The organism is Cellulosimicrobium sp. I38E, from assembly GCF_001647255.1.
Taxonomy (GTDB): Bacteria; Actinomycetota; Actinomycetes; order Actinomycetales; family Cellulomonadaceae; genus Cellulosimicrobium; species Cellulosimicrobium cellulans_E.
In genome coordinates, this window is the sequence record NZ_LUAZ01000025.1 from 39696 (window position 1) to 63022 (window position 23327).

21 protein-coding genes are annotated in these 23327 nt (G+C 73.6%); 9 read left to right on the plus strand and 12 right to left on the minus strand.

Features of this window, described 5'->3' with window-relative positions:
- The first annotated feature begins 214 nt into the window (after window positions 1-214).
- Entirely contained in the window at window positions 215-574 is a 360-nt protein-coding gene (locus A0J59_RS09125) for an STAS domain-containing protein (RefSeq protein ID WP_255365104.1), read from the plus strand.
- A gap of 51 nt (window positions 575-625) precedes the next feature.
- Here A0J59_RS09125 and ppgK read toward each other — a convergent pair whose 3' ends face one another.
- Together ppgK and map are read right to left on the minus strand one after the other, a co-directional pair.
- Window positions 626-1423 (minus strand): polyphosphate--glucose phosphotransferase, encoded by a 798-nt coding sequence (ppgK, locus tag A0J59_RS09130; protein WP_053371225.1) that lies wholly within the window; start codon window positions 1421-1423, stop codon window positions 626-628.
- Window positions 1420-2331, minus strand: coding sequence for a type I methionyl aminopeptidase (gene map / locus A0J59_RS09135; protein ID WP_082141412.1), 912 nt, complete (start codon window positions 2329-2331; stop codon window positions 1420-1422). Before map ends, ppgK begins: the two co-directional genes overlap by 4 nt.
- Before the next feature lie 68 nt (window positions 2332-2399).
- Here map and A0J59_RS09140 point away from each other — a divergent pair, with 68 nt between their 5' ends.
- Window positions 2400-2621, plus strand: coding sequence for a hypothetical protein (locus A0J59_RS09140; protein WP_047233948.1), 222 nt, complete (start codon window positions 2400-2402; stop codon window positions 2619-2621).
- Window positions 2618-3535 carry an N-acetylmuramoyl-L-alanine amidase gene (locus tag A0J59_RS09145; RefSeq protein ID WP_064315903.1) on the plus strand — a complete coding sequence of 306 codons (918 nt, stop codon included), beginning with the start codon at window positions 2618-2620 and terminating at the stop codon, window positions 3533-3535. The genes A0J59_RS09140 and A0J59_RS09145 overlap by 4 nt, the downstream gene beginning before the upstream one ends.
- Window positions 3536-3583: 48 nt before the next feature.
- On the opposite strand, the gene panB is transcribed toward A0J59_RS09145, so the two are convergent.
- Entirely contained in the window at window positions 3584-4432 is an 849-nt protein-coding gene (gene panB, locus A0J59_RS09150; RefSeq protein WP_064315904.1) for a 3-methyl-2-oxobutanoate hydroxymethyltransferase, read from the minus strand.
- A gap of 57 nt (window positions 4433-4489) precedes the next feature.
- The gene (locus A0J59_RS09155) at window positions 4490-6193 is read right to left on the minus strand and encodes an NAD+ synthase (RefSeq protein ID WP_064315905.1); all 1704 of its coding nucleotides are present in this window, start codon (window positions 6191-6193) and stop codon (window positions 4490-4492) included.
- 117 nt (window positions 6194-6310) lie between these two features.
- On the opposite strand from A0J59_RS09155, the gene glnA (A0J59_RS09160) reads away from it, so the two are divergent.
- The 3 genes from glnA (A0J59_RS09160) to A0J59_RS09170 are packed head-to-tail and all read left to right on the plus strand — an operon-like array spanning window position 6311 to window position 11201.
- Window positions 6311-7648 (plus strand): type I glutamate--ammonia ligase, encoded by a 1338-nt coding sequence (gene glnA, locus A0J59_RS09160; protein WP_047233945.1) that lies wholly within the window; start codon window positions 6311-6313, stop codon window positions 7646-7648.
- On the plus strand, window positions 7645-10809 hold the full coding sequence (locus tag A0J59_RS09165; RefSeq protein ID WP_064315906.1) for a bifunctional [glutamine synthetase] adenylyltransferase/[glutamine synthetase]-adenylyl-L-tyrosine phosphorylase: 3165 nt from the start codon (window positions 7645-7647) through the stop codon (window positions 10807-10809). Before glnA (A0J59_RS09160) ends, A0J59_RS09165 begins: the two co-directional genes overlap by 4 nt.
- Before the next feature lie 2 nt (window positions 10810-10811).
- Window positions 10812-11201 carry a hypothetical protein gene (locus A0J59_RS09170; RefSeq protein ID WP_064315907.1) on the plus strand — a complete coding sequence of 130 codons (390 nt, stop codon included), beginning with the start codon at window positions 10812-10814 and terminating at the stop codon, window positions 11199-11201.
- 21 nt (window positions 11202-11222) lie between these two features.
- Here A0J59_RS09170 and A0J59_RS09175 read toward each other — a convergent pair whose 3' ends face one another.
- Window positions 11223-11864, minus strand: a complete 642-nt coding sequence (locus tag A0J59_RS09175; RefSeq protein WP_053371358.1) for an NADPH-dependent F420 reductase — start codon at window positions 11862-11864, stop codon at window positions 11223-11225.
- An 89-nt stretch (window positions 11865-11953) separates the two neighbouring features.
- Between A0J59_RS09175 and A0J59_RS09180 the strand changes: the two genes are divergently transcribed.
- Both A0J59_RS09180 and A0J59_RS09185 read left to right on the plus strand, forming a co-directional pair.
- Window positions 11954-13549, plus strand: coding sequence for an SLC13 family permease (locus A0J59_RS09180; RefSeq protein ID WP_255365106.1), 1596 nt, complete (start codon window positions 11954-11956; stop codon window positions 13547-13549).
- Between the two features lie 123 nt (window positions 13550-13672).
- Window positions 13673-15382: an NAD(P)/FAD-dependent oxidoreductase gene (locus tag A0J59_RS09185; protein WP_064315908.1), complete on the plus strand. Its 1710-nt coding sequence runs from the start codon at window positions 13673-13675 to the stop codon at window positions 15380-15382.
- A 64-nt stretch (window positions 15383-15446) separates the two neighbouring features.
- Here the strand turns inward: A0J59_RS09185 and A0J59_RS09190 are convergent, their stop codons facing one another.
- Entirely contained in the window at window positions 15447-16340 is an 894-nt protein-coding gene (locus tag A0J59_RS09190; RefSeq protein WP_064315909.1) for a glycoside hydrolase family 19 protein, read from the minus strand.
- A gap of 159 nt (window positions 16341-16499) precedes the next feature.
- The gene (glnA, locus tag A0J59_RS09195) at window positions 16500-17924 is read right to left on the minus strand and encodes a type I glutamate--ammonia ligase (RefSeq protein ID WP_047233942.1); all 1425 of its coding nucleotides are present in this window, start codon (window positions 17922-17924) and stop codon (window positions 16500-16502) included.
- A gap of 261 nt (window positions 17925-18185) precedes the next feature.
- Between glnA (A0J59_RS09195) and A0J59_RS09200 the strand changes: the two genes are divergently transcribed.
- Window positions 18186-18662: an RDD family protein gene (locus A0J59_RS09200; protein ID WP_047233941.1), complete on the plus strand. Its 477-nt coding sequence runs from the start codon at window positions 18186-18188 to the stop codon at window positions 18660-18662.
- Between the two features lie 128 nt (window positions 18663-18790).
- Here the strand turns inward: A0J59_RS09200 and A0J59_RS09205 are convergent, their stop codons facing one another.
- The 5 genes from A0J59_RS09205 to A0J59_RS21555 all read right to left on the minus strand — a co-directional run bounded on the left by A0J59_RS09205 (window position 18791) and on the right by A0J59_RS21555 (window position 23293).
- Window positions 18791-19534, minus strand: a complete 744-nt coding sequence (locus A0J59_RS09205) for a DUF4191 domain-containing protein (protein WP_047233940.1) — start codon at window positions 19532-19534, stop codon at window positions 18791-18793.
- Between the two features lie 10 nt (window positions 19535-19544).
- Window positions 19545-20555, minus strand: coding sequence for a lipoyl synthase (gene lipA / locus A0J59_RS09210; protein ID WP_047233939.1), 1011 nt, complete (start codon window positions 20553-20555; stop codon window positions 19545-19547).
- Between the two features lie 108 nt (window positions 20556-20663).
- Entirely contained in the window at window positions 20664-22010 is a 1347-nt protein-coding gene (locus tag A0J59_RS09215) for an MFS transporter (protein WP_047233938.1), read from the minus strand.
- 83 nt (window positions 22011-22093) lie between these two features.
- On the minus strand, window positions 22094-22780 hold the full coding sequence (gene lipB, locus A0J59_RS21550) for a lipoyl(octanoyl) transferase LipB (RefSeq protein ID WP_047233937.1): 687 nt from the start codon (window positions 22778-22780) through the stop codon (window positions 22094-22096).
- Between the two features lie 9 nt (window positions 22781-22789).
- The gene (locus tag A0J59_RS21555) at window positions 22790-23293 is read right to left on the minus strand and encodes a MarR family winged helix-turn-helix transcriptional regulator (protein WP_255365108.1); all 504 of its coding nucleotides are present in this window, start codon (window positions 23291-23293) and stop codon (window positions 22790-22792) included.
- Window positions 23294-23327 lie beyond the last annotated feature (34 nt).

Genomic DNA, 23327 nt, shown 5'->3' on the forward strand with positions numbered 1-23327 from the left:
CGATGTCGAGACCGCCCTGGGTAAAGTCTTCGCCAGAGGCCTACCAGCCAGCGGCATCCGTGCGGTACGCTGGCGACGTCCGATCACGCCGGAGCCTTCTCGTCGCCCGATGACGTACGACAGCAGGCATCGACCGATCGACAGCGTCAGGCAGGTGGCGCGTACTCGTCGGGGTGGGCGAGGCAGGGGCAGGACGAAGGGCGGGGCAGTGTTGGTGCAGGAGCTGGAGCGGAGCGACGTCGAAGCGGGAACGGGCGGCATCCGGCTGCTCGAGGAGCCCGAGGCGAGCGTCGTGGACATGTGGGGCGAGATCGACGTCGCCCTCCGCAGCGAGGCGAGCGCCGCGCTCGCGAACGCGCTCGAACGGGACGTCCCCGTGGTGATCGACACGTCCAAGGTGACGTTCATGGACTCCACGGGCATCGCGTTCCTCGTGCAGTTCTACACGATCGGCTCCGAGGAGGGGCTGTCCGTGACGCTGCGCAACCCGCCGACGGTCGTCACGGACGTCCTCGAGATGCTCGGCGTCATCGACATCTTCGGCACCGAGCGGCACGAGGTCACCACGAGCTGAACTCCCGTCGCGGCCCGACGGCGGGGCGGCCACCCGGCGCGCCCGCGCCGGTCAGCGCGCGTCCGCCGCCAGCGACGCCGCGCCCACGATGCCGGCCGCGTTGCGGAGCCGGGCCGGGACGATCGGCGCCCGCAGGTGCAGCAGCGGCAGGAAGTGCTCGTGCTTCTTGCTCACGCCGCCGCCCACGACGATGAGGTCGGGCGAGAACAGGTCCTCCACGACACCGAAGTAGCGCTGGAGCCGCTCGGCCCACTGCGCCCAGTCGAGGTCCTCGCGGTCCCGGGCGGCGTCGGACGCGCGCGTCTCGGCGTCGTACCCGTCGATCTCGAGGTGCCCGAGCTCGGTGTTCGGGAGCAGGTGGCCGTCGACGACGATCGCGCTGCCGATCCCCGTGCCGAGCGTCGCGACGAGCACGACCCCGTCCGCCTCGCGCGCGGCGCCGTACCGGACCTCGCCGATCCCGGCGGCGTCGGCGTCGTTGACCGCGACGACGTGGCGCCCGGTCTCGCGCGCGACGAGCGCGGGCAGGTCGACGCCGGTCCACGACTGGTCGAGGTTGGCGATGAACCGCACGACGCCGTGCTGGAGCGGCGCGGGGAACGCGACGCCGATCGGCACGTCCGGCGGGAGGTCGTACTCGCCCACGAGCTCGGCGATCACCTCGGCGACGGCCTGCGGCGTCGAGGGCTGCGGCGTCGGGATCCGGTGGCGCTCCTGCGCGAACTCGCCGGTCGCGAGGTCGACGGGAGCGCCCTTGATGCCGCTGCCGCCGACGTCGATGCCGAACGCGGTGCGGGGGCGGTCGGTCTGCGCCGCGGGCGCGGCGTGAGAGTCCTGGTGAGCGTTCATGGCAGTGTGAGGATCTCCGCTCCGTCGTCGGTCACCAGCAGCGTGTGCTCGAACTGCGCGGTCCGCGAGGCGTCCGCGGTGACTACCGTCCACCCGTCGTCCCACATCCGCCACTCGGACGTGCCGAGCGTGAGCATGGGCTCGATGGTGAAGACCATCCCGGTCTCGATGACGGTCGCGTGGTCGGGCGCGGCGTCGTAGTGCGGCACGACGAGCCCCGAGTGGAACGCCCGTCCGACGCCGTGCCCCGTGTACTCGCGCACGACCCCATACCCGAACCGGGCGGCGTAGCGCTCGATGACGCGCCCGACCACGTTGATCTGGCGGCCGGGGGCGACGGCCTTGATGCCGCGGGCGAGGGCCTCGCGCGTGCGCTCGACGAGGAGCGCGGACTCCTCGTCGACCTCGCCGACCGTGAACGTCGCGTTGGTGTCGCCGTGCACGCCACCGACGTACGCCGTGATGTCGACGTTGACGATGTCGCCCTCGACGAGCACGGTCGAGTCGGGGATCCCGTGGCACACGACCTCGTTGAGGGACGTGCACAGCGACTTGGGGAACCCGCGGTAGCCCAGGGTCGACGGGTACGCGCCGTGGTCGAGGAGGAACTCGTGCCCGATGCGGTCGAGCTCGTCGGTCGTCACGCCTGGCGCGACGTGCCGCCCGACCTCCACGAGCGCCTGCGCGGCGACCCGCGACGCGGCGCGGATGCGCTCGATCGTCTCCGTGTCGTTGACCTCGCTCCCGGTGAACGGCCGCGGGCCGGGCCGGCCGACGTACTCGGGACGCTCGATGGACGCCGGCACGGCGCGCGGCGGTCCGACGACCCCGGGCACGAGCGGGCCGCGGCGTCCCGCGGGTGGGGGAGCGACGGCGTCGGGCGAGGTCGGGGACGGCGTGGGGCTCATGACGGCCAGTCTACGAACGTGCGGGGTCGTGGACGGCCGGGCGGGCCGAGATGGGGGAGGATCGGGTCATGAGCACCGGATCACGCTTCACCGACGACGGCGAGCCCGCGGCCGAGGACGAGTACTACTTCGACACCCGCACGGGCGAGGTGCATCGCGGCCCGAGCGGCTCGTGGTCGCACCGCATGGGCCCGTACCCGACCCGCGAGGCCGCGCAGAAGGCGCTGGAGACCGCGCGCGAGCGGTCGGACGCCTGGGACGAGGAAGACCGCCGCGAGCGCGGCGAGTGACCCACGCCCCTCCACCCGGCCCGCGACGCGTCTGGTCGGGCCGCCTCGGCCTGCTCCTCGCCGGGCTCGCCGTCGGCGCGCTGACGTTCCTCGTCGCGCTGCAGGTCCGCGCCGGGTCCGGGGGTGGCCCGACGACGCTCGCCCCCTCGGGCGACGCGGTCGCCTCGGCCCCCGAGCCGGAGCCGACGACCGCCTCGCCGGAGCCGGCGGTCACGGAGACCGGGCCGCCGCCCCCGCTCGCGGGCGTCACCGTCGCCGTCGACCCCGGGCACAACGGCGGCAACGGGGCGAACCCCCTCACGGTCAACGCGCCCGTCCCCGACGGGCGGGGCGACACCAAGGCGTGCAACACGGTGGGCGCGTCGACGGACGCGGGCTACGCCGAGCACGCGTTCACCTGGGACGTGGGCAGCCGCCTCGCGGAGGGGCTCACCGAGCTCGGCGCCGTCGTCGTGCTCACGCGCCCCGACGACGCGGGCGTGGGGCCGTGCGTCGACGCGCGGGGCCGCTTCCCCCAGGAGAACGACGCGGACGTCCTCGTCTCGATCCACGCCAACGGCACGGAGGACCGGAGCGCGCACGGGTTCTTCGCGATCGTCTCGGACCCGCCCGTCGTCGACGCCCAGGGGGAGCCGAGCGTCGCGCTCGCGCACGAGCTCGTGGCGGCATTGACCGCGGCCGGGTTCGCGCCGTCGTCCTCGGTCGTCGCGGACGACGGCCCGATCCAGCGGCGCGCCGACCTCGCGACCCTCAACCACGCCGAGCGACCCGCGGTCATGCTCGAGCTGGGGGAGATGCGCAACCCCGACGAGGCTGCGGTCATGGAGTCCGAGGAGGGGCGCCAGCGCTACGCCGACGCCCTCGCTGCGGGCCTCACGGCGTGGGTGGCCGACGGCGGCGCGGACGTCGGCTGAGCGCTGCCGTGTCGCCGCCGTCCCGCCGCCCCGTGGCGGGCCCGGAGGTCAGCGCGCGAAGCTGTGCGCGTCGTCGGGGAAGGTTCCGCCCCGCACGTCGGCGGCGTAGTCGGCGGCCGCCTGGCCGAGCGCGGCGCCGATCTCGGCGTACCGCTTGGCGAAGCGGGGTGACCAGTCGGTCATGCCGGCCATGTCCGTCCAGACGAGCACCTGGCCGTCGCACGCGGCGCCCGCGCCGATCCCGATCGTGGGGATGCGCAGGATCTCGGTGATCCGCGCCGCGACCTCGACCGGCACCATCTCGAGAACGACGGCGACGGCGCCCGCCTCGGCCACGGCGAGGGCGTCCTCGCTGAGGCGCTCCGCCGCGTCGTCGCCCCGGCCCTGGACGCGAGGCCCGCCGAGCGCGTTCTCGGACTGGGGCGTGAAGCCGAGGTGGCCCACCACGGGGATGCCGGCGTCGGTGAGCGCGCGGATCTGCGCGGCGATGCGGCGCCCGCCCTCGAGCTTGACGGCGTTCACGCCGGTCTCCTTGAGGAACCGCACGCCCGTGGCGAGCGCCTGCTCCGCGTTCGCCTCGTACGAGCCGAACGGCAGGTCGACGACCGTGAACGCGCGGCGCGCGGCGCGTGCGACGGCGCGGGCCGGGGGGATCAGGTCGTCGACCGTGACGGGCAGGGTCGTCGCGTGCCCGTGCATCGTGTTGCCGATCGAGTCGCCGACCAGCAGCATGTCGATCCCGGCGTCGTCGAAGATGCGCGCGGTCACCGCGTCGTACGCCGTGAGCATCGTGATCTTCTCGCCGCGCGCCTTCGCCTCGGCGAGGTGGTGCACGCGGACGCGGCGCGGTCCCGTGCCCCCGGTCGTGGCGGGCTCGGGGGCGGTGTGAGCAGACATGACGGCCTTTCTGGGTGCGGGGTACGGGGCGGACGGCGCGCGGGGTGGCCGGCGCCGTCAGTCGATCGGCTCGCGCCAGCGGTTGGTGATGGGCAGGCGGCGGTCGCGGCCGAACGCGAGGGCGGTGACCTTGGGGCCCGGCGGGTACTGCCGGCGCTTCCACTCGGCGCGGTCGACGAGGGTGACCACCTTGTCGACGACCTCGGGGTCGAACCCGCGAGCGAGCAGCTCGGCGCGGCCCTCGGCGTGCTCGATGTAGGCGTCGAGCACCTCGTCGAGGAGGTCGTAGGGCGGCAGCGAGTCCTGGTCGGTCTGGCCCGGGCGCAGCTCCGCCGACGGCGGCTTGGTGATGGACGACTCGGGGATCGGCGGGATCTCGCCCCGGTCGACCGCCTGGTTGTTGCGCCAGCGCGCGAGCTGCCAGACGCGCGACTTGTCGACGTCCTTGAGGGGGGCGAAGCCGCCGATGCTGCCGGCGTCGTAGATCGTCGCGTACCCGGTCGAGAGCTCGGACTTGTTGCCGGGAGCGATGACGAGGTGGCCCTCGCGGTTGGAGATCGCCATGAGAATCACGCCGCGCACCCGCGCCTGGAGGTTCTCCTCCGCGACGCCCTCGAGCGCGAGCTCGCCCTGGAACGCCTCGACCATCGGCGCGATGGGCTGGACGCGGTAGTCGGCGCCGAGCCGCTTGGCGAGGTCCGCGGCGTCGTCCTTGCTGTGGTCGGACGAGTACTGCGACGGCATCGAGACGCCCACGACGTTCTCGCCGCCGATCGCGTCGGCGGCGATCGCCGCGGTGAGGGCGGAGTCGATCCCGCCCGAGACGCCGAGGAGGACGGAGCGGAAGCCGTTCTTGCGGACGTAGCCGGCCAGGCCGGTGACGCAGGCCCGGTACACCTCCTCGTCGGGGTGCAGCTCGGGGGCGCGCGGCCCGCGGGGGGCGCCGTCGGACGGCAGCTCCCACACGAGCAGGTCCTCGACGAACTGCGGCGAGGTCGCGACGACGGCGCCCGCGGCGTCGGTGACGAACGAGCCGCCGTCGAACACGAGGTCGTCCTGCCCGCCCACGAGGTTCACGTACGCGACCGGGGCGCTCACCTCGCGCGCGCGGCGCGCCGCGAGGTCGGTGCGCACGTGGCCCTTGCCCTCCTCGTACGGGGAGCCGTTGAGCACGAGCAGCAGGTCGAGCCCGTTCCCCGCCTCGTCGAGCGTCGCCATCTCGGCGACCGGGCCGCCGTCCTGCCAGATGTCCTCGCAGATCGCGATACCGACCCGGCGGCCCTCGACCTCGACGACGGTCGTGGTCTCGCCCGGCGCGAAGATGCGGAACTCGTCGAACACGCCGTAATTGGGCAGGTGGTGCTTGTCGTACGCGGCCTGCACGACGCCGTCGCGCAGCACGACCGCGCGGTTCGTCGGCAGGTCCGCGGGCGAGCCCGAGGCCTCGCGCTCCGCCGCGCCCGCGCCGCGCGGGGATCCGGAGGTCCCGACGGTGCCGAGCACCACGGTGATCCCGCCCAGGCCGTCGGCGGCGAGGCGCGCCGCGATGTCCGCGGCGGCGTCCCACGCCGCGCGGCGGAACGACGCGCGCAGGGCGAGGTCCTCGATCGGGTAGCCGGTGAGGGTCATCTCCGGGAACGCGACGAGCTGCGCGCCCGCCGTCGCCGCCTCCCGGGTGCGCTCGAGGACGAGGGCGGCGTTGCCGTCGAGGTCCCCCACGCACGTGTCGACCTGTGCCAGCGCGACGCGCAGATCAGCCATGCCGCCAGCCTAGACGAGCGGGGCCGCGCGGCCGTTCCAGGGGGCCGTCCCGACGCGCGACGTCCGCCACACGGCCGTGTCACCCGTTCGTCACACGGATCAGGCAGGATGTACCGCATGGACAGGCAGCAGGAGTTCGTGCTCCGCACGGTCGAGGAGCGCGACATCCGCTTCATCCGGCTCTGGTTCACCGACGTGCTCGGCATGCTCAAGTCGGTGGCGATCGCGCCGGCGGAGCTCGAGTCGGCGTTCGCCGAGGGCATCGGGTTCGACGGCAGCTCGATCGAGGGCCTCACGCGCGTGTACGAGGCCGACATGATCGCCAAGCCGGACCCGACCACGTTCCAGGTGCTCCCGTGGCGCGGCGAGCGGCACGGCACCGCGCGCATGTTCTGCGACATCCTCACGCCCGACGGCGAGCCGTCCCTCGCGGACAGCCGCAACGTGCTCAAGCGCGCCCTCGCCAAGGCGAGCGACAAGGGGTTCACGTTCTACACGCACCCCGAGGTCGAGTTCTACCTGTTCAACCAGCCCGCCGACGCCGAGCACGGCCTCGTGCCCGTCGACCAGGGCGGGTACTTCGACCACCTCGCCCGGGGATCGACGCACGACTTCCGCCGCGCCGCGATCACGATGCTCGAGTCCATGGGCATCTCGGTCGAGTTCTCCCACCACGAGGCGGGACCGGGCCAGAACGAGATCGACCTGCGCTACGCGGATGCGCTGACCACGGCCGACAACCTCATGACGTTCCGCACGGTCGTCAAGGAGGTCGCGCTGGAGCAGGGCGTGTTCGCCTCGTTCATGCCCAAGCCGATGGCCGACCAGCCGGGCTCGGGCATGCACACGCACCTGTCGCTCTTCGAGGGCGACCGCAACGCGTTCCACGAGCCGGGTGCCCAGTTCGAGCTGTCCAAGACGGCGCGCCAGTTCATCGCGGGACTGCTGGTGCACGCCGCGGAGATCACGGCGATCACCAACCAGTACGTGAACTCGTACAAGCGCCTGTGGGGCGGCGCCGAGGCGCCGAGCTACGTGTGCTGGGGCCACAACAACCGCTCGGCGCTCGTGCGCGTGCCGATGTACAAGCCGGGCAAGGGCAACTCGAGCCGCGTCGAGTACCGCGCGCTCGACTCGGCCACGAACCCGTACCTCGCGTTCGCCGTCATGCTCGCCGCGGGCCTCAAGGGCATCGAGGAGGGCTACGAGCTCCCCGAGGCCACCGAGGACGACGTCTGGGAGCTCACCGACGCCGAGCGTCGAGCCCTGGGCATCAAGCCGCTCCCGCAGTCGCTCGACGAGGCGATCGCGGTCATGGAGAAGTCGGAGCTCGTGGCCGAGACCCTCGGCGAGCACGTCTTCGACTTCGTGCTGCGCAACAAGCGCCAGGAGTGGGACGGCTACCGCGCGCAGGTCACGCCGTTCGAGCTGAAGCGGTTCCTCCAGGTCCTGTGAGCGGGCCCACGACGACGTCCGGTCGGTCCGGCGGCTCCCGCCGGCCGACGCTCACCGGTCGGCTCGCGCGCGTCGGCTTCGCCGACATCTCGCGCTCGGCGAGCCTGCTCGCGGACCCGGACCTCGCGCTCCTGCTCGACGGCGGGCGGGGCCCGGGAGCGGACGCTCCGGAGGGCGTGGAGCCGGCGTCCGTCGTCGACGACGAGCTCCTCGCCGCCTTCGGGGCGGCGGCCGACCCCGACCTCGCGCTGCTCCAGGTCGTGCGGCTCGCGGGCGCGCTGCGCCCCGACGTCGAGGCGCGCGGCCCGCTCGCGGACGTCGCGCGGCGCGCCCTGCGGCCCGGCGAGGCGCGCGACCGCCTGCTGGCGGTGCTCGGCGCCTCGGTCGCGCTCGGTGACGACGTCGTGCGCCGGCCCGCGCTGCTCGACGTCGTCGCCGACCCGACCCCGGGGACCGGCGTCGACGTGCGCGCCGTCCGGGCCGAGCTGCTGCGCGCCGTCGGCGCCGACCCCGAGGCCGCCGTGCCGGTCGCCGACCAGGCCGGGCCGGAGCGCGTGGACGCGCTGCGCCGCGCCTACCGCGAGCGGATCCTGCGCATCGCCGCGACCGACCTCACGGTGACCGACCCCCTGACCCGCATGCCCGCTGTCGGGGCGGCGCTCGCTGACCTCGCTGCCGCCGCGCTCGAGGGCGCCCTCGCGATCGCCCGCGCCGAGCTCGACGACCACGGCGCGGGCGTGCGGCTCGCCGTCATCGGGATGGGCAAGTGCGGAGCGCGCGAGCTCAACTACATCTCCGACGTCGACGTCATCTACGTCGTGGAGCCCGTCGAGGCGTACGCCGAGGCGTACGACGAGGCGTACGCGACCAGCGTGGGTGCGCGGCTCGCGACCGGCCTGGCGCGCGTGTGCTGGGGCACGTCGGGGGAGCCCGCGCTGTGGCAGGTCGATGCCGCGCTGCGCCCCGAGGGCAAGCAGGGCCCGCTCGTGCGCACCCTCGCGAGCCACGTCGCGTACTACGAGCGCTGGGCCAAGACCTGGGAGTTCCAGGCGCTCCTCAAGGCGCGCACGGTCGCCGGGGACCGGGACCTGGGCCGCGCGTACGAGGAGGCGATCGCCCCGTTCGTGTGGTCCGCGGCGGGCCGCGAGAACTTCGTCGAGGACTCGCAGGCGATGCGTCGGCGCGTCGAGGACCACGTGCCCGCGGCGGAGGCCGACCGCCAGCTCAAGCTCGGCAAGGGCGGCCTGCGCGACGTCGAGTTCACCGTCCAGCTCCTCCAGCTCGTGCACGGGCGCGCGGACGAGTCGATCCGCAGCCGCGGGACGCTCACGGCGCTCGCCGAGCTCGCCGCGGCCGGGTACGTGGGCCGCGAGCACGCGGCCCGGCTCGGGGTCTGCTACCGGTTCCTGCGGTCGCTCGAGCACCGCATCCAGCTCTTCCGGCTCCGGCGCACCCACCTCGTGCCGACCGCCGAGGACGAGCTGCGCCGTCTTGCGCGGTCGCTCGGGATGCGCGCCGAGGGCGCCGACGGGCTCACCGAGCGGTGGCGGGCGACGCGCCGCGAGGTGCGCGGCCTGCACGAGGAGATCTTCTACCGCCCGCTCCTGCCCGCCGTCGCGCAGCTCTCCCCGGACGAGGTGAGCCTCGCGCCGGAGGCGGCGAAGGCCCGCTTCGCGGCGATCGGCTACCGCGACCCCGCGGGCGCGATGCGCCACGTCACCGCGCTCACCGAGGGCGTGAGCCGGCGCGCGGCGATCCAGCGCCAGCTCCTGCCCGTCATGCTCGGCTGGTTCGCCGAGGGCGCCGACCCCGACGCGGGCCTGCTCGCGTTCCGAACCCTCTCCGAGACGCTCGGCGCGACGCACTGGTACCTCAAGCTGCTGCGCGACTCCGGCTCCGCGGCGCAGCGGCTCGCGCACCTGCTCTCGAACTCGCGCTACATGGCCGACGCGCTCGGCCGGTCGCCCGAGTCGGTCCGCTGGCTCGCGGCAGACGCCGACCTCGCGCCGCGCGGGATCGAACGGCTCACGGCCGAGACCGACGCCATCCTCACGCGCGCCGACGAGGTCGAGCCCGCGACCGTGAGCCTGCGCGCGGTGCGCCGCCGTGAGCTCGCGCGCACCGGTGCCGCCGAGCTGCTGGGCGTCGTCGACGCGGTCGACGCGGCCCGGAGCATCTCCGACGCCGCGGACGTCGTGCTCGCGGGCGCGCTCCGGATCGCGGAGTTCGTCGCACGCGGCGAGCTCGGGTACGACGCCCAGGACCCCGGATCCGCCCCCGCGCGCCTCCTCGTCGTCGCGATGGGTCGCCTCGGCGGGCGCGAGATGGGCTACGGCTCGGACGCCGACGTGATGTTCGTGCACGACCCGGCGCCGGGCACCGAGGGCGCCGACGCCCAGGCGTACGCGCTCGCGGTGGCGACCCGGCTGCGCCAGCTCCTGTCCGCCGTCGGCCCGGAGCCCGCGCTCCCGGTCGACGCCGACCTGCGGCCCGAGGGGCGCAACGGCCCGCTCGTGCGCTCGCTCGCGTCGTACACCGAGTACTACGAGCGGTGGTCGAGCGTCTGGGAGGCGCAGGCGCTCCTGCGCGCGCGCCCGGTCGCGGGCGACCTCGACGGTCTCGGCGAGGCGTTCACCCGCGTCGTCGACGGCCGGCGCTACCCGCAGGGCGGGCTCGACCTCGCGGAGGTGCGCGAGGTGCGGCGCATCAAGGCGCGCGTCGAGTCCGAGCGGCTCCCGCGCGGCGTCGAGGCGTCGCGCCACCTCAAGCTCGGCCGCGGGGGAGTGTCCGACGTCGAGTGGACCGTCCAGCTCCTCCAGCTCCAGCACGCCCGCGACGTGGCCGGGCTGCGGACGACGTCGACCGTGGACGCGCTCGAGGCCGCCGTGGCCGCGGGTCTCGTCGACGCGGACGACGCCGCGGTGCTCGGCGAGGCGTGGCACCTCGCGTCCCGGCTGCGGAGTGCGCTCGTGCTGTGGTCGGGCCGGACGACCGGGACGACCGTCGACGTGCTGCCGCACGACCGGTTCGCGCTCAACGGTCTCGCGCGCGTGCTCGACCTCCCGGACGTCGACACGGGCGCCGAGCTCGAGGAGCACTTCCTGCGCACCGCGCGCCGCGCCCGGACCGTCATGGAGCGCGTCTTCTACGGCGAGGACTGACCGTGGTCCGGCGCGACGAGCCACCCGTCCCGGGACTGCTCGAGCGACGCGAGCCGCGCGTGCTCGGTGATGCGGGCGACCGCCGCGCGGCGCCGGGGCGCAGCCGTCGGGACGCCGGGTCGTTCTACGGCGCGCGCATGCGCTGGGCGGGGTGGATCGCCTGGGCGCTCGCCGCGTTCGCGGTGGTGCTGACCGTCGTGTGGCAGCGCCCCGAGCCCCTGGGGGCTGCGGCCCTGTGGGGCCTGGCCGGCGTCGGCTGTCGGCGCTCCGCGCGCCTCGTGGAGGGCCCGCTCCGACCGGCCCGCGCGTTCGCGCTCCTCGGCCTCGTGCTCGCGCTCCTCGTGCTGCTGATCGTGGGCGCGGGCCTCGTGGCCCGGGGCGAGCACGCCTGACGCGCCCGCCCCGGGACCGGGTCAGATCGTGCGGGGCGCGCGGGCGAGGTTCTGACGCAGCTCGCCGGCGTCCTGGCGCGCGACGTACGCCGGGCGGTCGCGCTCGACGCGCCACGACTCCGCGAGCGGGCTCGTGTCGACGGCGTCGAACCCGAGCTCGTCGTAGAACCGCACGACCCACGCGGCGGCCTCGGGGAAGTCGCTCGCGGTCGCGAGCGCGCGGCGTCCGGGGGTGCCCGCGGGGGTCCCGTCGGTCGTGATGTCCGTCGACCGGATGTGGTTGAACGCCTTGGCCACCTTCGACCCGGCCAGGTGCTCCTGGAGCAGGCCTGACGACGTGGCCTCGCCCCGGTCGAGCGCCTCGACGTGCCCGTCGCGCTCCCAGTAGTAGTTGTTCGCGTCGAGGACGATCTTGCCGTCGAGCGGCTCGACGGGGACGTCGCGGTACGCCCCGAAGGGCACCGCGACGAGCGCGACGTCCGCGTCCCGCGCCGCCTCCTCCGCCGTCGCCGCCCGCGCCCGAGGGCCGAGCTCGGCGACGAGGTCGTCCAGCGTCCGGGGGTCCCGCGAGTTCGCGATGACCACGTCGTAGCCGTGGGCGATGGCCGCCCGTGCGACCTGTGAGCCGATGTTGCCTGCGCCGATGATCCCGAGAGTCGTCATGGTCATCGACAACGCACCGGCGCGCCCCCTATTCCGCCGACCTCCCGGACAGGGCGACGTGTGGCATCCTGACGTCCCAGGGGGTGCCCATGATCGATCCGCTGGTCGCGACCTTCGTCATCTTGGCGCTGGCGGTCGTGGGCTTCATGACCAACCGGCTGCCGCTCGTGGTCGTCGCGCTCTTCGTGCCCGTCTCCCTGTGGGCGACCGGGGTGCTCACGCTCGACGAGGCGCTGGGCGGGTTCAGCGACCCGATCGTGCTGTTCATCGCGACCCTGTTCGTGCTCAGCGACGCGCTGGACTCCACCGGGATCACCGCGTGGATCGGGCAGTGGCTCGAGCGGCGCGCGTCCCTCGGCCGCGCCGGGCTGCTCGCGCTGATGGTCGGGGTCGCCGCCCTGCTCGCGGCCGTCATCAGCATCAACGGCGCCGTCGCGGCGCTCCTCCCGGTCGCGGTCGTGGCGGCCGCGCGGGCCGGCATCGTACCCTCGCGCATGCTCATCCCGCTCGCGTTCGCCGCGGGCGCCGGCTCGCTCCTCACGCTGACCGGGACGCCCGTGAACATCATCGTCTCCGAGGCGGCCGCGGAGGCGGGTGGTCAGGAGTTCGGCTACTTCGAGTTCGCGCTGGTGGGGATCCCGCTCGTCCTCGCCACGGCCGTGCTCGTCGTGACGCTCGGCGACCGGCTGCTGCCGGAGCGCGTCCCCGAGCACCTCGCCGACACGGCCACCGACCCGCGCGAGCGGGTGCGCTCGTGGCGCGAGAGCTACCCCGCCGAGCTCGACACCGGGCGCCTGTTCACGGGCGGCACCGGGGTCGTCGAGGTGCTCATCGCGCCACGCTCGACGCTCGTGGGGCGCTGGGTGAGCCCCGGCATGACGACCCGGGACGAAGGCCTGGTCGTGCTCGCCATCCGCCGTGGCGACGGCAGCTCGACCGGGCCGGACACCGAGGCCCCGTCCGGCCCGATGATCCTCCAGCCCGGCGACGCCGTGCTCGTGCGCGGGCCCTGGGACGCGCTCCACCGCTACACGCAGTCGCCCGACGTCATCGCCGTCGACTCCTCGAAGAGCCTCCAGCGCGGCGTCCCGCTCGGGCGCGGTTGGCGGCGCTGCCTCGGGGTGCTGGTCGCGACGATCGTGCTGCTCGCGACCGGGGTGGTGCCGCCCGTCATCGCGGGTCTGCTCGCGGCGGGCGCCCTCGTGCTGCTGCGCGTCGTCACCGTGCCGCAGTCGTTCCGCGCGATCTCGTGGGACACCGTCGTGCTCATCGCGGCCCTCATCCCGCTGTCCGCGGCGTTCGTCTCCTCCGGTGCGGCCGACGCGATCGCGGACGTCGTGCTCAGGGTCACGGGCGGCGGCTCCCCGTACCTCGCGCTCCTCGTCGTGTGCGTGCTCACGCTCGTGCTCGGCCAGTTCATCTCGAACGTCGCGACGGTCCTCGTGATGGCCCCGGTCGCGGTGTCGTTCGCGCAGACGCTCGGGGTGAGCGTGCAGCCGTTCATGATGGCGCTGACGGTCGCGGGCGCCGCGGCGTTCCTCACCCCGATCGCCACGCCGGTCAACCTCATGGTCCTCCAGCCGGGCGGCTACCGGTTCGGCGACTACTGGCGCCTCGGCCTGCCCCTCGCGGTGGTGTTCCTCGCCGCGGCCGTCCTCTACGTCCCGCTCGTCTGGCCGTTCTGACCGGCCCCGCGGGAGCGCCTGCCCGCCGTGGCAGGAAGCCCCTGTGCGTGGGACGGTATACCGCGTCGCACGGGCCGTCCGCCCCTGCGGCGTCCGGACGGACCTGAGACAGGGGAGCGGTGCATGAACGATGTGGCGAGCGGCGGCGGGACCTACGACGCGATCGTGATCGGGGCGGGCTTCTCGGGGCTGGCGATGCTCCACCATCTCCGGGAGGTCGGGCTCTCCGTCCTCGTGGTCGACGGCGCCGGGGGAGTCGGCGGGACGTGGTGGGCCAACCGGTACCCGGGCGTGCGCACCGACTCGGAGTACCTCGCGTACGCGTTCTCGTTCTCCCGCGAGGTGCGGGACGAGTGGGACTGGAGCGAGCGGTACCCCCGGGGCGAGGAGATCCGTGCCTACCTCGAGTTCGTCGCCGACCGGCTCGACCTGCGGCGCGACATCCGGCTGGGCGCGACCGTCGAGCGCGCCGAGCACTCGGACGCCACGAATCTGTGGACCCTCACGCTCGCCGACGGCTCGACGCTGCGCGCTACCTACCTCGTCTCGGCGACGGGCCTGCTCTCGCGCCCCCTGTACCCGGACCTCCCCGATCTGGACACCTTCGCCGGGCCGGCGTACCACTCGGCGAGGTGGCCGCACGAGGGTGTGGACCTGTCCGGCAAGCGCGTCGGACTGGTCGGCGTCGGCGCCTCGGGGATCCAGATGCTTCCCGAGCTCGCCGCCCAGGCAGCCCACGTCACCGTCTTCCAGCGCACCCCGAACTACGTCCTGGAGACGACCAGCCCCGCGGTCACCCCGGAGGAGCTCGCCGCGCTGCGTGCGGACTACGACGCCGTCTTCGAGCGCGCGGCCCAGCACCCCTTCGGTGTGCCGATGGAGATCCCGACGCGGTCCGCGCTCGAGGTGGACGACGACGAGCGCCGCCGGGTGTTCGAGTCGCGCTGGGAGGCGGGCGGTTTCCGCTTCGCCAACGAGTGCTTCACCGACCTCGTCTCGAGCCCCGAGGCGAGCGCGCTCGCGTCCGAGTTCCTCCGCGGCAAGATCCGGGAGATCGTCACCGACCCGCGGACGGCCGAGGCGCTCAGCCCGTCCACCTACACGTTCATGGGCAAGCGCCCGCCCACCGGGCACGGCTACTACGCCGCGTACAACCGGGAGAACGTCGAGCTCGTCGACGTCCTCGCGACCCCGATCACGCGGGTGACGCCCCGCGGCGTCGTCGTGGGCGGCTCTGTGGACGGTGCGGAGGAGGTCGAGCACGAGCTCGACGTGCTCGTGCTCGCGACCGGGTTCGACGCCATGACCGGGGCGCTCACCGCGTTCGACGTCGTCGGGCGCGAGGGCATCACGCTGCGCGAGCGGTGGGAGCGGGACGGCTTGCGGACCTACCTGGGGATCTCCGTCCACGGGTTCCCCAACTTCTTCCTGTCGCTCGGCCCGCAGACGCCGCTGTCCAACCTCACGGTGCCGGTCCAGCGCGGTGCGCAGTGGCTCCAGCGCGCAATCGCGTACGCGCGGGAGAACCGCGTCGCGCAGCTCGAGGCGACGCGTGAGGCCGAGGAGTGGTGGTACGAGGAGACCGAGCGCGCGGGGCGGGCCACCGTCATGTACGAGGAGGGCAGGAAGGCCGGGGCCTGGTTCGTCGGCGGCAACGTCCCCGGCAAGCGCGCGGAGATGGCGGTGTACCTCGGCGGAGGGCCCGTCTACCAGGACGAGTGCGCCCGGGCCGCGGCCGAGCAGTACGCCGGGTTCCGCCCGGGCTCCGGGCTGCCGACGGCCCACGTGCCCGCCGCCGCGACGGAGACCGCCGCGGTTCGTGCCGCAGGCTGACAGGCGGGTGCGGTGCGCCCCCTGCGCGCACCGCACCCGCCTCGCTGCACGCGGGACAGCCCGGTCAGCAGTACAGGCCCGAGCCCGGGGCCACGCCCAGGACCTCGGTGATGCGCACGTACCGGTCCACCCGCGACTGCACGGACGTCGGGTTGCCGCCGTCGCACTCGAGCGCACCGTTGAGCGAGTTGATCGTCTGGCCGAACCCGGCGCCCGAGACCATCGCCTGGTGCGACGTCATCACCCCGGGCCCGTTCTGCGTGTTCCAGTACCAGAGCGCCGTCTGCCAGGCGACGGACGGGTCCTCCTCGACGAGCCACGGGTCGTTCAGCAGGTCGATCCCGAGCGCGTCACCCGCGGCCTTGTAGTTGAAGTTCCAGCTGAACATGATGGGCCCGCGACCGTAGTACGCCGTCCGGCCGGCGGGGCAGCCGAACGGCTGGGAGTCGTCACACTTGATCCAGTAGTTGGCCTCGTTGATCTCCTTCACGTACCGCAGCCCGACCGACTCGAAGTCCGCGTGGGTGAGGAACGCGGCGACCTCGCGCGTCCGCGTCTCGGGCGTGCCCGTGCTCGCGAACGCCGGGTAGGCACCCAGCGCGTCGACGAACCCGTCGTACGTGTAGAACGGGTGCCGGTTCGGGAAGATCGCGTCGAACTCCGCACGGCTCACGACGAAGTCGTCCCCGCCCCCGTCGCACTGGCCCGCGTCCACCCAGACGCTCGTCGAGCCGGGCGTCTCTCGCTGGGTCCACCAGCGGGCCGCCCAGTTCCGCCCGTGGTGCGACGCCGTCTGGCCGCCCGAGTACGCCGTCGTGGCCGACCACGTTGCGGCGCACGCGGCGGCGCTCGCGGTGGTCACGGTCGCACTCGCCGGAGTGGCGAGCGACGCCGCCACGACGGTCGACACCAGCGCGGACGCGACGGCCGTGAGGGCGCGCCGGAAGCGTGTGCTCATGAATCCCCCTGCTCTCGTGGCGGCATCGTTACCGCCGCTCACAAACCTAGCGAGTGGTTCACGGTCGGGGCAAGGGATCAGCAGAATCGGCGAGAGAGACGACGGCGGCCCACCACCGGGAGGGTGGCGGGCCGCCGTGAGACCTGTCGGCGTGACCGATCAGATGTCGTAGTAGAGCTCGAACTCGTGGGGGTGCGGGCGCAGGCGGATCGGGTCGATCTCGTTGGTGCGCTTGTAGTCGATCCACGTCTGGATGAGGTCCGGCGTGAACACGTCGCCCTGCGTGAGGAACTCGTGGTCGGCCTCGAGGTTGTCGAGCGCCTCGGCGAGCGAGCCGGGGACCTGCTGGATCTGCGCGTGCTCCTCGGGCGGCAGCTCGTAGAGGTCCTTGTCGATCGGCTCCGGCGGCTCGATGCGGTTCTTGATGCCGTCGATGCCGGCGAGGAGCTGCGCGGCGAACGCGAGGTACGGGTTGGCCGACGGGTCCGGCACGCGGAACTCGACGCGCTTCGCGGCGGCGGACGAGCCGGTCACCGGGATGCGGATGCACGCGGAGCGGTTGCGGGCCGAGTAGACCAGGTTGACCGGGGCCTCGTAGCCCGGGACCAGGCGGTGGTAGGAGTTCACCGACGGGTTCGTGAACGCGAGCAGCGACGGGGCGTGCTTGAGCAGGCCGCCGATGTACCAGCGCGCGAGGTCGGAGAGACCGCCGTAGCCCTTCTCGTCGAAGAACAGCGGCTTGCCGTCCTTCCAGAGGGACTGGTGCGAGTGCATGCCCGAGCCGTTGTCGCCGAAGATCGGCTTCGGCATGAACGTGACGGACTTGCCGGCCTCGAACGCCTCGTTGCGGATGACGTACTTGAACTTCATCAGGTCGTCGGCCGCGTGCAGCAGCGTGTTGAAGCGGTAGTTGATCTCCTGCTGGCCCGCGGTGCCCACCTCGTGGTGCGCACGCTCGACCTCGAGGCCGACCTGCTCCAGCGTCGCGCACATGTCGTCGCGGAGGTCCGCGAAGCGGTCGGACGGGGAGACGGGGAAGTAGCCGCCCTTGTAGCGCGTCTTGTACGCGAGGTTGCCACCCTCCTCCTCGCGGCCCGTGTTCCACGCGGCCTCGATCGAGTCGAGGTAGTAGAAGCTCGAGTGCTGGTTCGTCGCGAAGCGGGCCTCGTCGAAGAGGTAGAACTCGGCCTCGGGCGCGAAGAACGCGGTGTCGGCGATGCCGGTGGAGCGCAGGTACGCCTCGGCCTTGGCCGCGATGTTGCGCGGGTCGCGCGAGTACGGCTCACCCGTGAACGGGTCGACGATCGAGAAGTTCACGACCAGCGTCTTGCGCTTGCGGAACGGGTCCACGAACGCGGTCTTGACGTCCGGCACGAGCTTCATGTCCGACTCGTGGATCGCCTGGAAGCCGCGGATCGACGACCCGTCGAACATCAGGCCGTCCTCGAACGCCTTCTCGTCGAACTGCGAGACGGGGATGTTGAAGTGCTGCATGATGCCGGGCAGGTCGCAGAACCGGACGTCGACGAACTCGACGCCCTCGTTCCGCGTGAAGGCGATTGCCTCCTCCGCGTTGTTGAACATCCGTTGCTCCTTGATCGGGTGGTGCCGTCGGGCTGCGCGGCGAACCTGCCGCTGACGTGGCGCCCACGAACCTAGGCCGAGGCGGTTTCCCCGCCGTGTACCCATTGTTTCGGTCGTGTTACGTCCCGCGTCCCCGTGTGACGTTCGTGCTACACGAGGGCACGCGGCAGCCGCCGGCGGGCGGTGTGCCGTTCGGCACGATACCGCCGCGCGCGCCCGAACCGTCGAGGCCGTCCACCTAACGACACGTACCCTGGTCCCGTGGTTTCACGCGAGGACATGGGTTCGTGGCTCGAGGGCACTCCGGGCGGTCAGCAGGACGGTCGCGGCGCGCGGCTCGGTCTGCCGCCGGACGGACCGGGTTCGCTCGCGACCCTGGGACGGCGCGTCGTGGCGCTCGTCATCGACTGGGTGCTCGCGACGCTCGTCGCGTTCCTCTTCTTCCGGCCTGCCGCGCCGGGCTTCTTCGAGGGCATCTCCGCGCTGCCGGTCTGGTCCCAGCCGCTGGTCTTCGCGATCGAGAACGTCCTGCTCGTGAGCACGCTGGGCTTCACGGTCGGGCACCGGGTCATGGGGATGCGGGTCCGCCGCCTGGCCGAGCCCGCGCGGATGGTCGGCATCGGCCGCGGTCTGCTGCGCACGGTGCTGCTGTGCCTCGTCATCCCCGCCGTCGTGTGGGACGCGGACGGGCGCGGGCTCCACGACCGTGCGGCCGGCACCGTCCTGGTCCGCACCTGAGGCTGGTCCGACCACGGCTGGTCCGCGACCAGCGTCCCGCCGCAGAGTCCTCCGGACGACGACGCCCGGCCGGTGAGGAGCGATCCTCGCCCGGCCGGGCGTCGTCGTGCAGCAGGAGTAGGTCGGGGTCAGCGACCCTTGAGGCCCTTGCGGTCCGGGCGCGCACGCGTCGGGTCGATGCCCTTGGGGATCGGCAGGCGCGAGACGCCGAGGGCGCGCAGCCGCTTGGACACCTCGGCCGTCTCCGGCTTGGTGAGCGACGGCTTGAGCTTCTGCACCGCGCGGGGAAGCTTGGGGAGCGCGACCTGGCCCTCCTCGTCGCCGACCTGGATCGTCGTGATCGGCACGTTCGGCAGCACGCGCGCGACGCGCTTGCGCTCGGCGTCGAGCTGACGCTTCGCGCGGTGCGCCGGGCCCTCGCTCACCAGCACGACGCCGGCCCGGCCGACGCCGCGGAACACCAGGTCCTGCGTGCGCGGGTCGATCGCGACGGGCTCCTCGTCGAACGTCCAGCCGCGGCGGATCGTCCCGAGCGCGGCGCGGGCCGCGCCGGGCTGGCCCTCGATCTGCTGGTAGGCGGCGCGCTCGGCGCGACGCGTGAGCACGAACATCGCGCCCAGCGCCGCGAACGGGATGCCGACGATCAGGGTGTAGACCCACTGGCCCCACCACAGGCCGATGCCCAGCGCGACGGCGAGGATGCCGACGAACACGCCGAGCATGACCCACGTGACCGCGGGGTCCTGCTTGCGCGTCATCTGGTACGCGGCCCACACCTGGTGGTACCAGCGCTGCTTCTTGGGCTTCTTCTGCTTCGCGACCTGCTCGCCGGCGGCGGGCGCGCCGGTGCTGTCCGAGTTCTTGCGGGCCATGCGGGTCAGTCTAGTGGGGTGCGCGGGCCAGCAGGCTCGCGGCCTCCTGGCGGGACGTCGTCGGCTCGGCGAGGTGCGCGAGCGCCGGGGGGATCTCCATGCCGCGGCGCGTCATGGCCTGGCCCCACAGGCGACCCGCGCGGTACGACGACCGCACGAGCGGGCCGGACATGACCCCGAGGAAGCCGATCTCCTCCGCGGCGTCCGACAGCTCGACGAACTCCTCGGGCTTGACCCACCGGTCCACGGGGTGGTGGCGCAGCGACGGGCGCAGGTACTGCGTGATCGTCACGAGGTCGCAGCCGGCGTCGTGCAGGTCCTGCAGCGCCTCCTTGGCCTCGTCGATCGTCTCGCCCATGCCGAGGATGATGTTCGACTTGGTCACCAGGCCGGCCTCGCGCGCCCGGGTGAGCACGGACAGCGAGCGCTCGTAGCGGAAGCCGGGGCGGATCTGCTTGAAGATGCGCGGCACGGTCTCGAGGTTGTGCGCGAGCACCTCGGGACGCGACGCGTTCACCTCGTCGAGCAGCTCGGGGATCGCGTTGAAGTCGGGGATGAGCAGCTCGACGCCCGTGCCCGGGTTGAGCTGGTGGATCTGGCGGACGGTCTCCGCGTAGAGCCAGGCGCCGCCGTCGGGCAGGTCGTCACGCGCGACACCCGTGATCGTCGAGTAGCGCAGGCCCATCGCCTGGACGGACTCCGCGACGCGACGCGGCTCGTCGGCGTCGAAGTCGGCCGGCTTGCCCGTGTCGATCTGGCAGAAGTCGCAGCGCCGCGTGCACTGGTCGCCGCCGATGAGGAACGTCGCCTCGCGGTCCTCCCAGCACTCGAAGATGTTGGGACAGCCCGCCTCCTCGCAGACCGTGTGCAGGCCCTCGCGCTTCACGAGGCCCTTGAGCTCGGAGTACTCAGGACCCATCGTCGCGCGGGTCTTGATCCACTCGGGCTTCTTCTCGATCGGCGTCGCGGCGTTGCGGGCCTCGACCCGCAGCATGCGCCGTCCTTCAGGTGCGATCGTCACGGGTGTCTCCCGGTCGTCGTGGCGAGTGAGCGCCGACGTCGCGCCGAGCAGGCAGGCGGGCGGCGCACCGTTCGGGTGCGCGTGCCCTGGTACGACGCCGGACTCCGGTCAGACTACGCGCTCGCGCTCGTCGTCTCCCGCGCGTCGCTCACCCTGTGGACGTGACGTCAACGACACCCCGGTCACGACGAGCAGGACCGCCGCGACGACGGGCAGCGAGAAGGCGGTCGTCGTCGAGACGGCGTCGGCGAGCGCGCCGCCCCCCGACGCGCCGATCGCGACGCCGACGACGTTCGCGCTCGCCACGAGCGTCATGGCCGACGCCGTCCGGCCGGCGGGCGCGCGCTCGCCGGCGACGGTGAACACCGTGACCATGACGGGCCCGACGAACAGGCCGGTCGCGGCGACCGCGACGACGACGGCCGTCAGCGAGCCGCTCGCGGCTGCGAGGACCAGCGCGATCGTGCCCGCGACGAGCCCGGCGGCGAACGTGATCCACCGGCTGCGCAGGCCCCAGCGACGGGGGAGCGCGACGACCGACAGGGCCGTGACGGCTGAGCCCACCCCCATCACGGCGTAGACGAGGCCCGCGCTCCCGGGCACGCCCGTGTCGCGGGTCAACGCCGTGAGCGCGGCCTGGGTCCCGCCGAACAAGAGACCCATCGCGAGCATCCCGACGAGCACGACGGCCTCGCGCCGCACGAGCGCGAGGACACCGCCCGCGCCCGTCGCGCCGGCGCCCGGCCCGGCGTCGGGGAGGGCCCCCGTGGTCGTCCGGGAGCCGGTCGCGCGCGCCGTCGGGTGGAGGGCGAACGCGATGCCGAAGACGGCGATGCCGGCCGCCGCGACGAGGACCGCGACCTGGGGCGAGCCGGCCGACGCGAGCACCCCGACGAGCGCGGGCCCGAGGACGAAGCTCACCTCGTCGGCGGTGCTCTCGTAGCTCATCGCGGCCTCCACGGTGCGCGGCTCGTCGGCGGCGAGCCGGAGCCAGCGCACGCGCGCGAGCGGACCGACCTGCGGTGCGCTCGCTCCGGTCACCGCCGCGGCGGCCAGGACCGCCGCCGTCGCGCCGGGCGCGGCGGCTGCGAGCACGAGGCCGAGCACGGCGAGCGTCGCGACGGGGACGGCGACGAGCAGGACCCGGCGCTGACCGACGCGGTCGGCGAGCGCCCCCTGGGTCGGGCCGCCGAGGGCGGTACCGAGCGCGGTCGCGGCCGACGCGAGGCCGCCGAGCGCGACGGACGACGTCGTCGACGACACGAGGAGCAGGGTCCCGATGGTGAGCATCGAGAACGGGAGCCGGGCGAGGAACGCCACGGGGAGGAATGCGCGCCCCGCGAGCTGCGGCAGGCGCGCGTAGCCGCTGCGAGCCGGCGCGTCGGGGCGGGGTGACGAAGGGAGGGGTGAGGTGGTGCGGGCGCGCGACGTCGGGCGCGCGGGGGTGGTGGTCATGCGGTCCAGGTCCTCGGGGTACGTCCTACCGCGCGCCGACCCACCCGTACTCCGGCGCGCGAGGATTCCCTGGAATACCCAGCCTAGCCCGCGAGCGCGTCCTGCGGGACGGCGAGGTGGGCGGTACCCGACGCGGTCGCGGCGAGCAGCGGCGCGAGCGATTCCTCCAGCGCGGCGACGAGCAGCGGCGCGACCTCGGCGAGCGTGACCTCGCGCCCGAGCTCGGCGGTGAGCGACGTCACGTCGGCGTCCTCGATGCCGCAGGGGACGATCCGGTCGAAGCGGGAGAGGTCGGGGACGCAGTTGAGGGCGAGCCCGTGCATCGTCACGCCCTTGGCGACGCGCACGCCGATCGCGCAGACCTTGCGCTCGCGGCGCGTCGCGTCGGCCGCGACCCACACCCCGCTGCGCCCCTCGACGCGCATCGTCACGAGGCCGAGCCGCGCGCACACGCCCATGACGGCCTCCTCCAGCGCGCGCACGTACGCGACGACGTCGACCGGCTCGGCGAGCCGCACGATCGGGTAGGCGACCTGCTGGCCCGGGCCGTGCCACGTGATCTTCCCGCCGCGGTCGACGTCCACGACGGGCGTGCCGTCGTCGGGCCGCTCGTCACGGCGCGTGCGGCGGCCGGCGGTGTAGACGGAGGGGTGCTCGACGAGGATCAAGGTGTCCGGCCGGGTGGCCGCGACGACGTCGTCGTGCACCGCGCGCTGGAGGTCCCAGGCCTCGTGGTACTCCGTGATCCCGGGCAGCGCGAGCAGGTCCATCGGCCCAGGCTAACCCTCGTCCTGGGGTGAGCGGGGGAGCGTCTTGAGGAGCGCGAGCAGGGCCTCGCGCAGCGCGACGACCTGCGCGTCGTCGAGCCCGCGCGTCGCGAGGTCCTCGGCGGGCCGGCGACGCGCCGCGGCGAGCCCGGCGTCGCGCCCGGCCGCGGTGATCGCGACGGCGCGGCGGCGCCGGTCGGCGGGGTCGTCCGTGCGCGTCACGTACCCGGAGCGCTCGAGCCTCGCCACGACCCGGCTCATCGTCTGCTCGGTCACGCTCGACTCCTCGGCGAGCACGCGCTGCGAGCGCGGGCCGGCGAGCAGGTGCATGAGCACGGGGAAGCCCGCGTGGTTGAGGTCCCACTTCCCGAGGTGGGCGTTCCACTCCCGCTCGATCCGGCGCGCGACGGCGAACAGGAGGCGGCCGGTGGCCCACTCCTCGGGATCTGTGGGGGTGGGGTCGCCGACGTCCGGGTCGGCGTACGGCCCGGTGCGGTCCCTCGGTGAGTGCTCCAACGTGCATTCCTCCCTCCACCATGGCACCATTCCT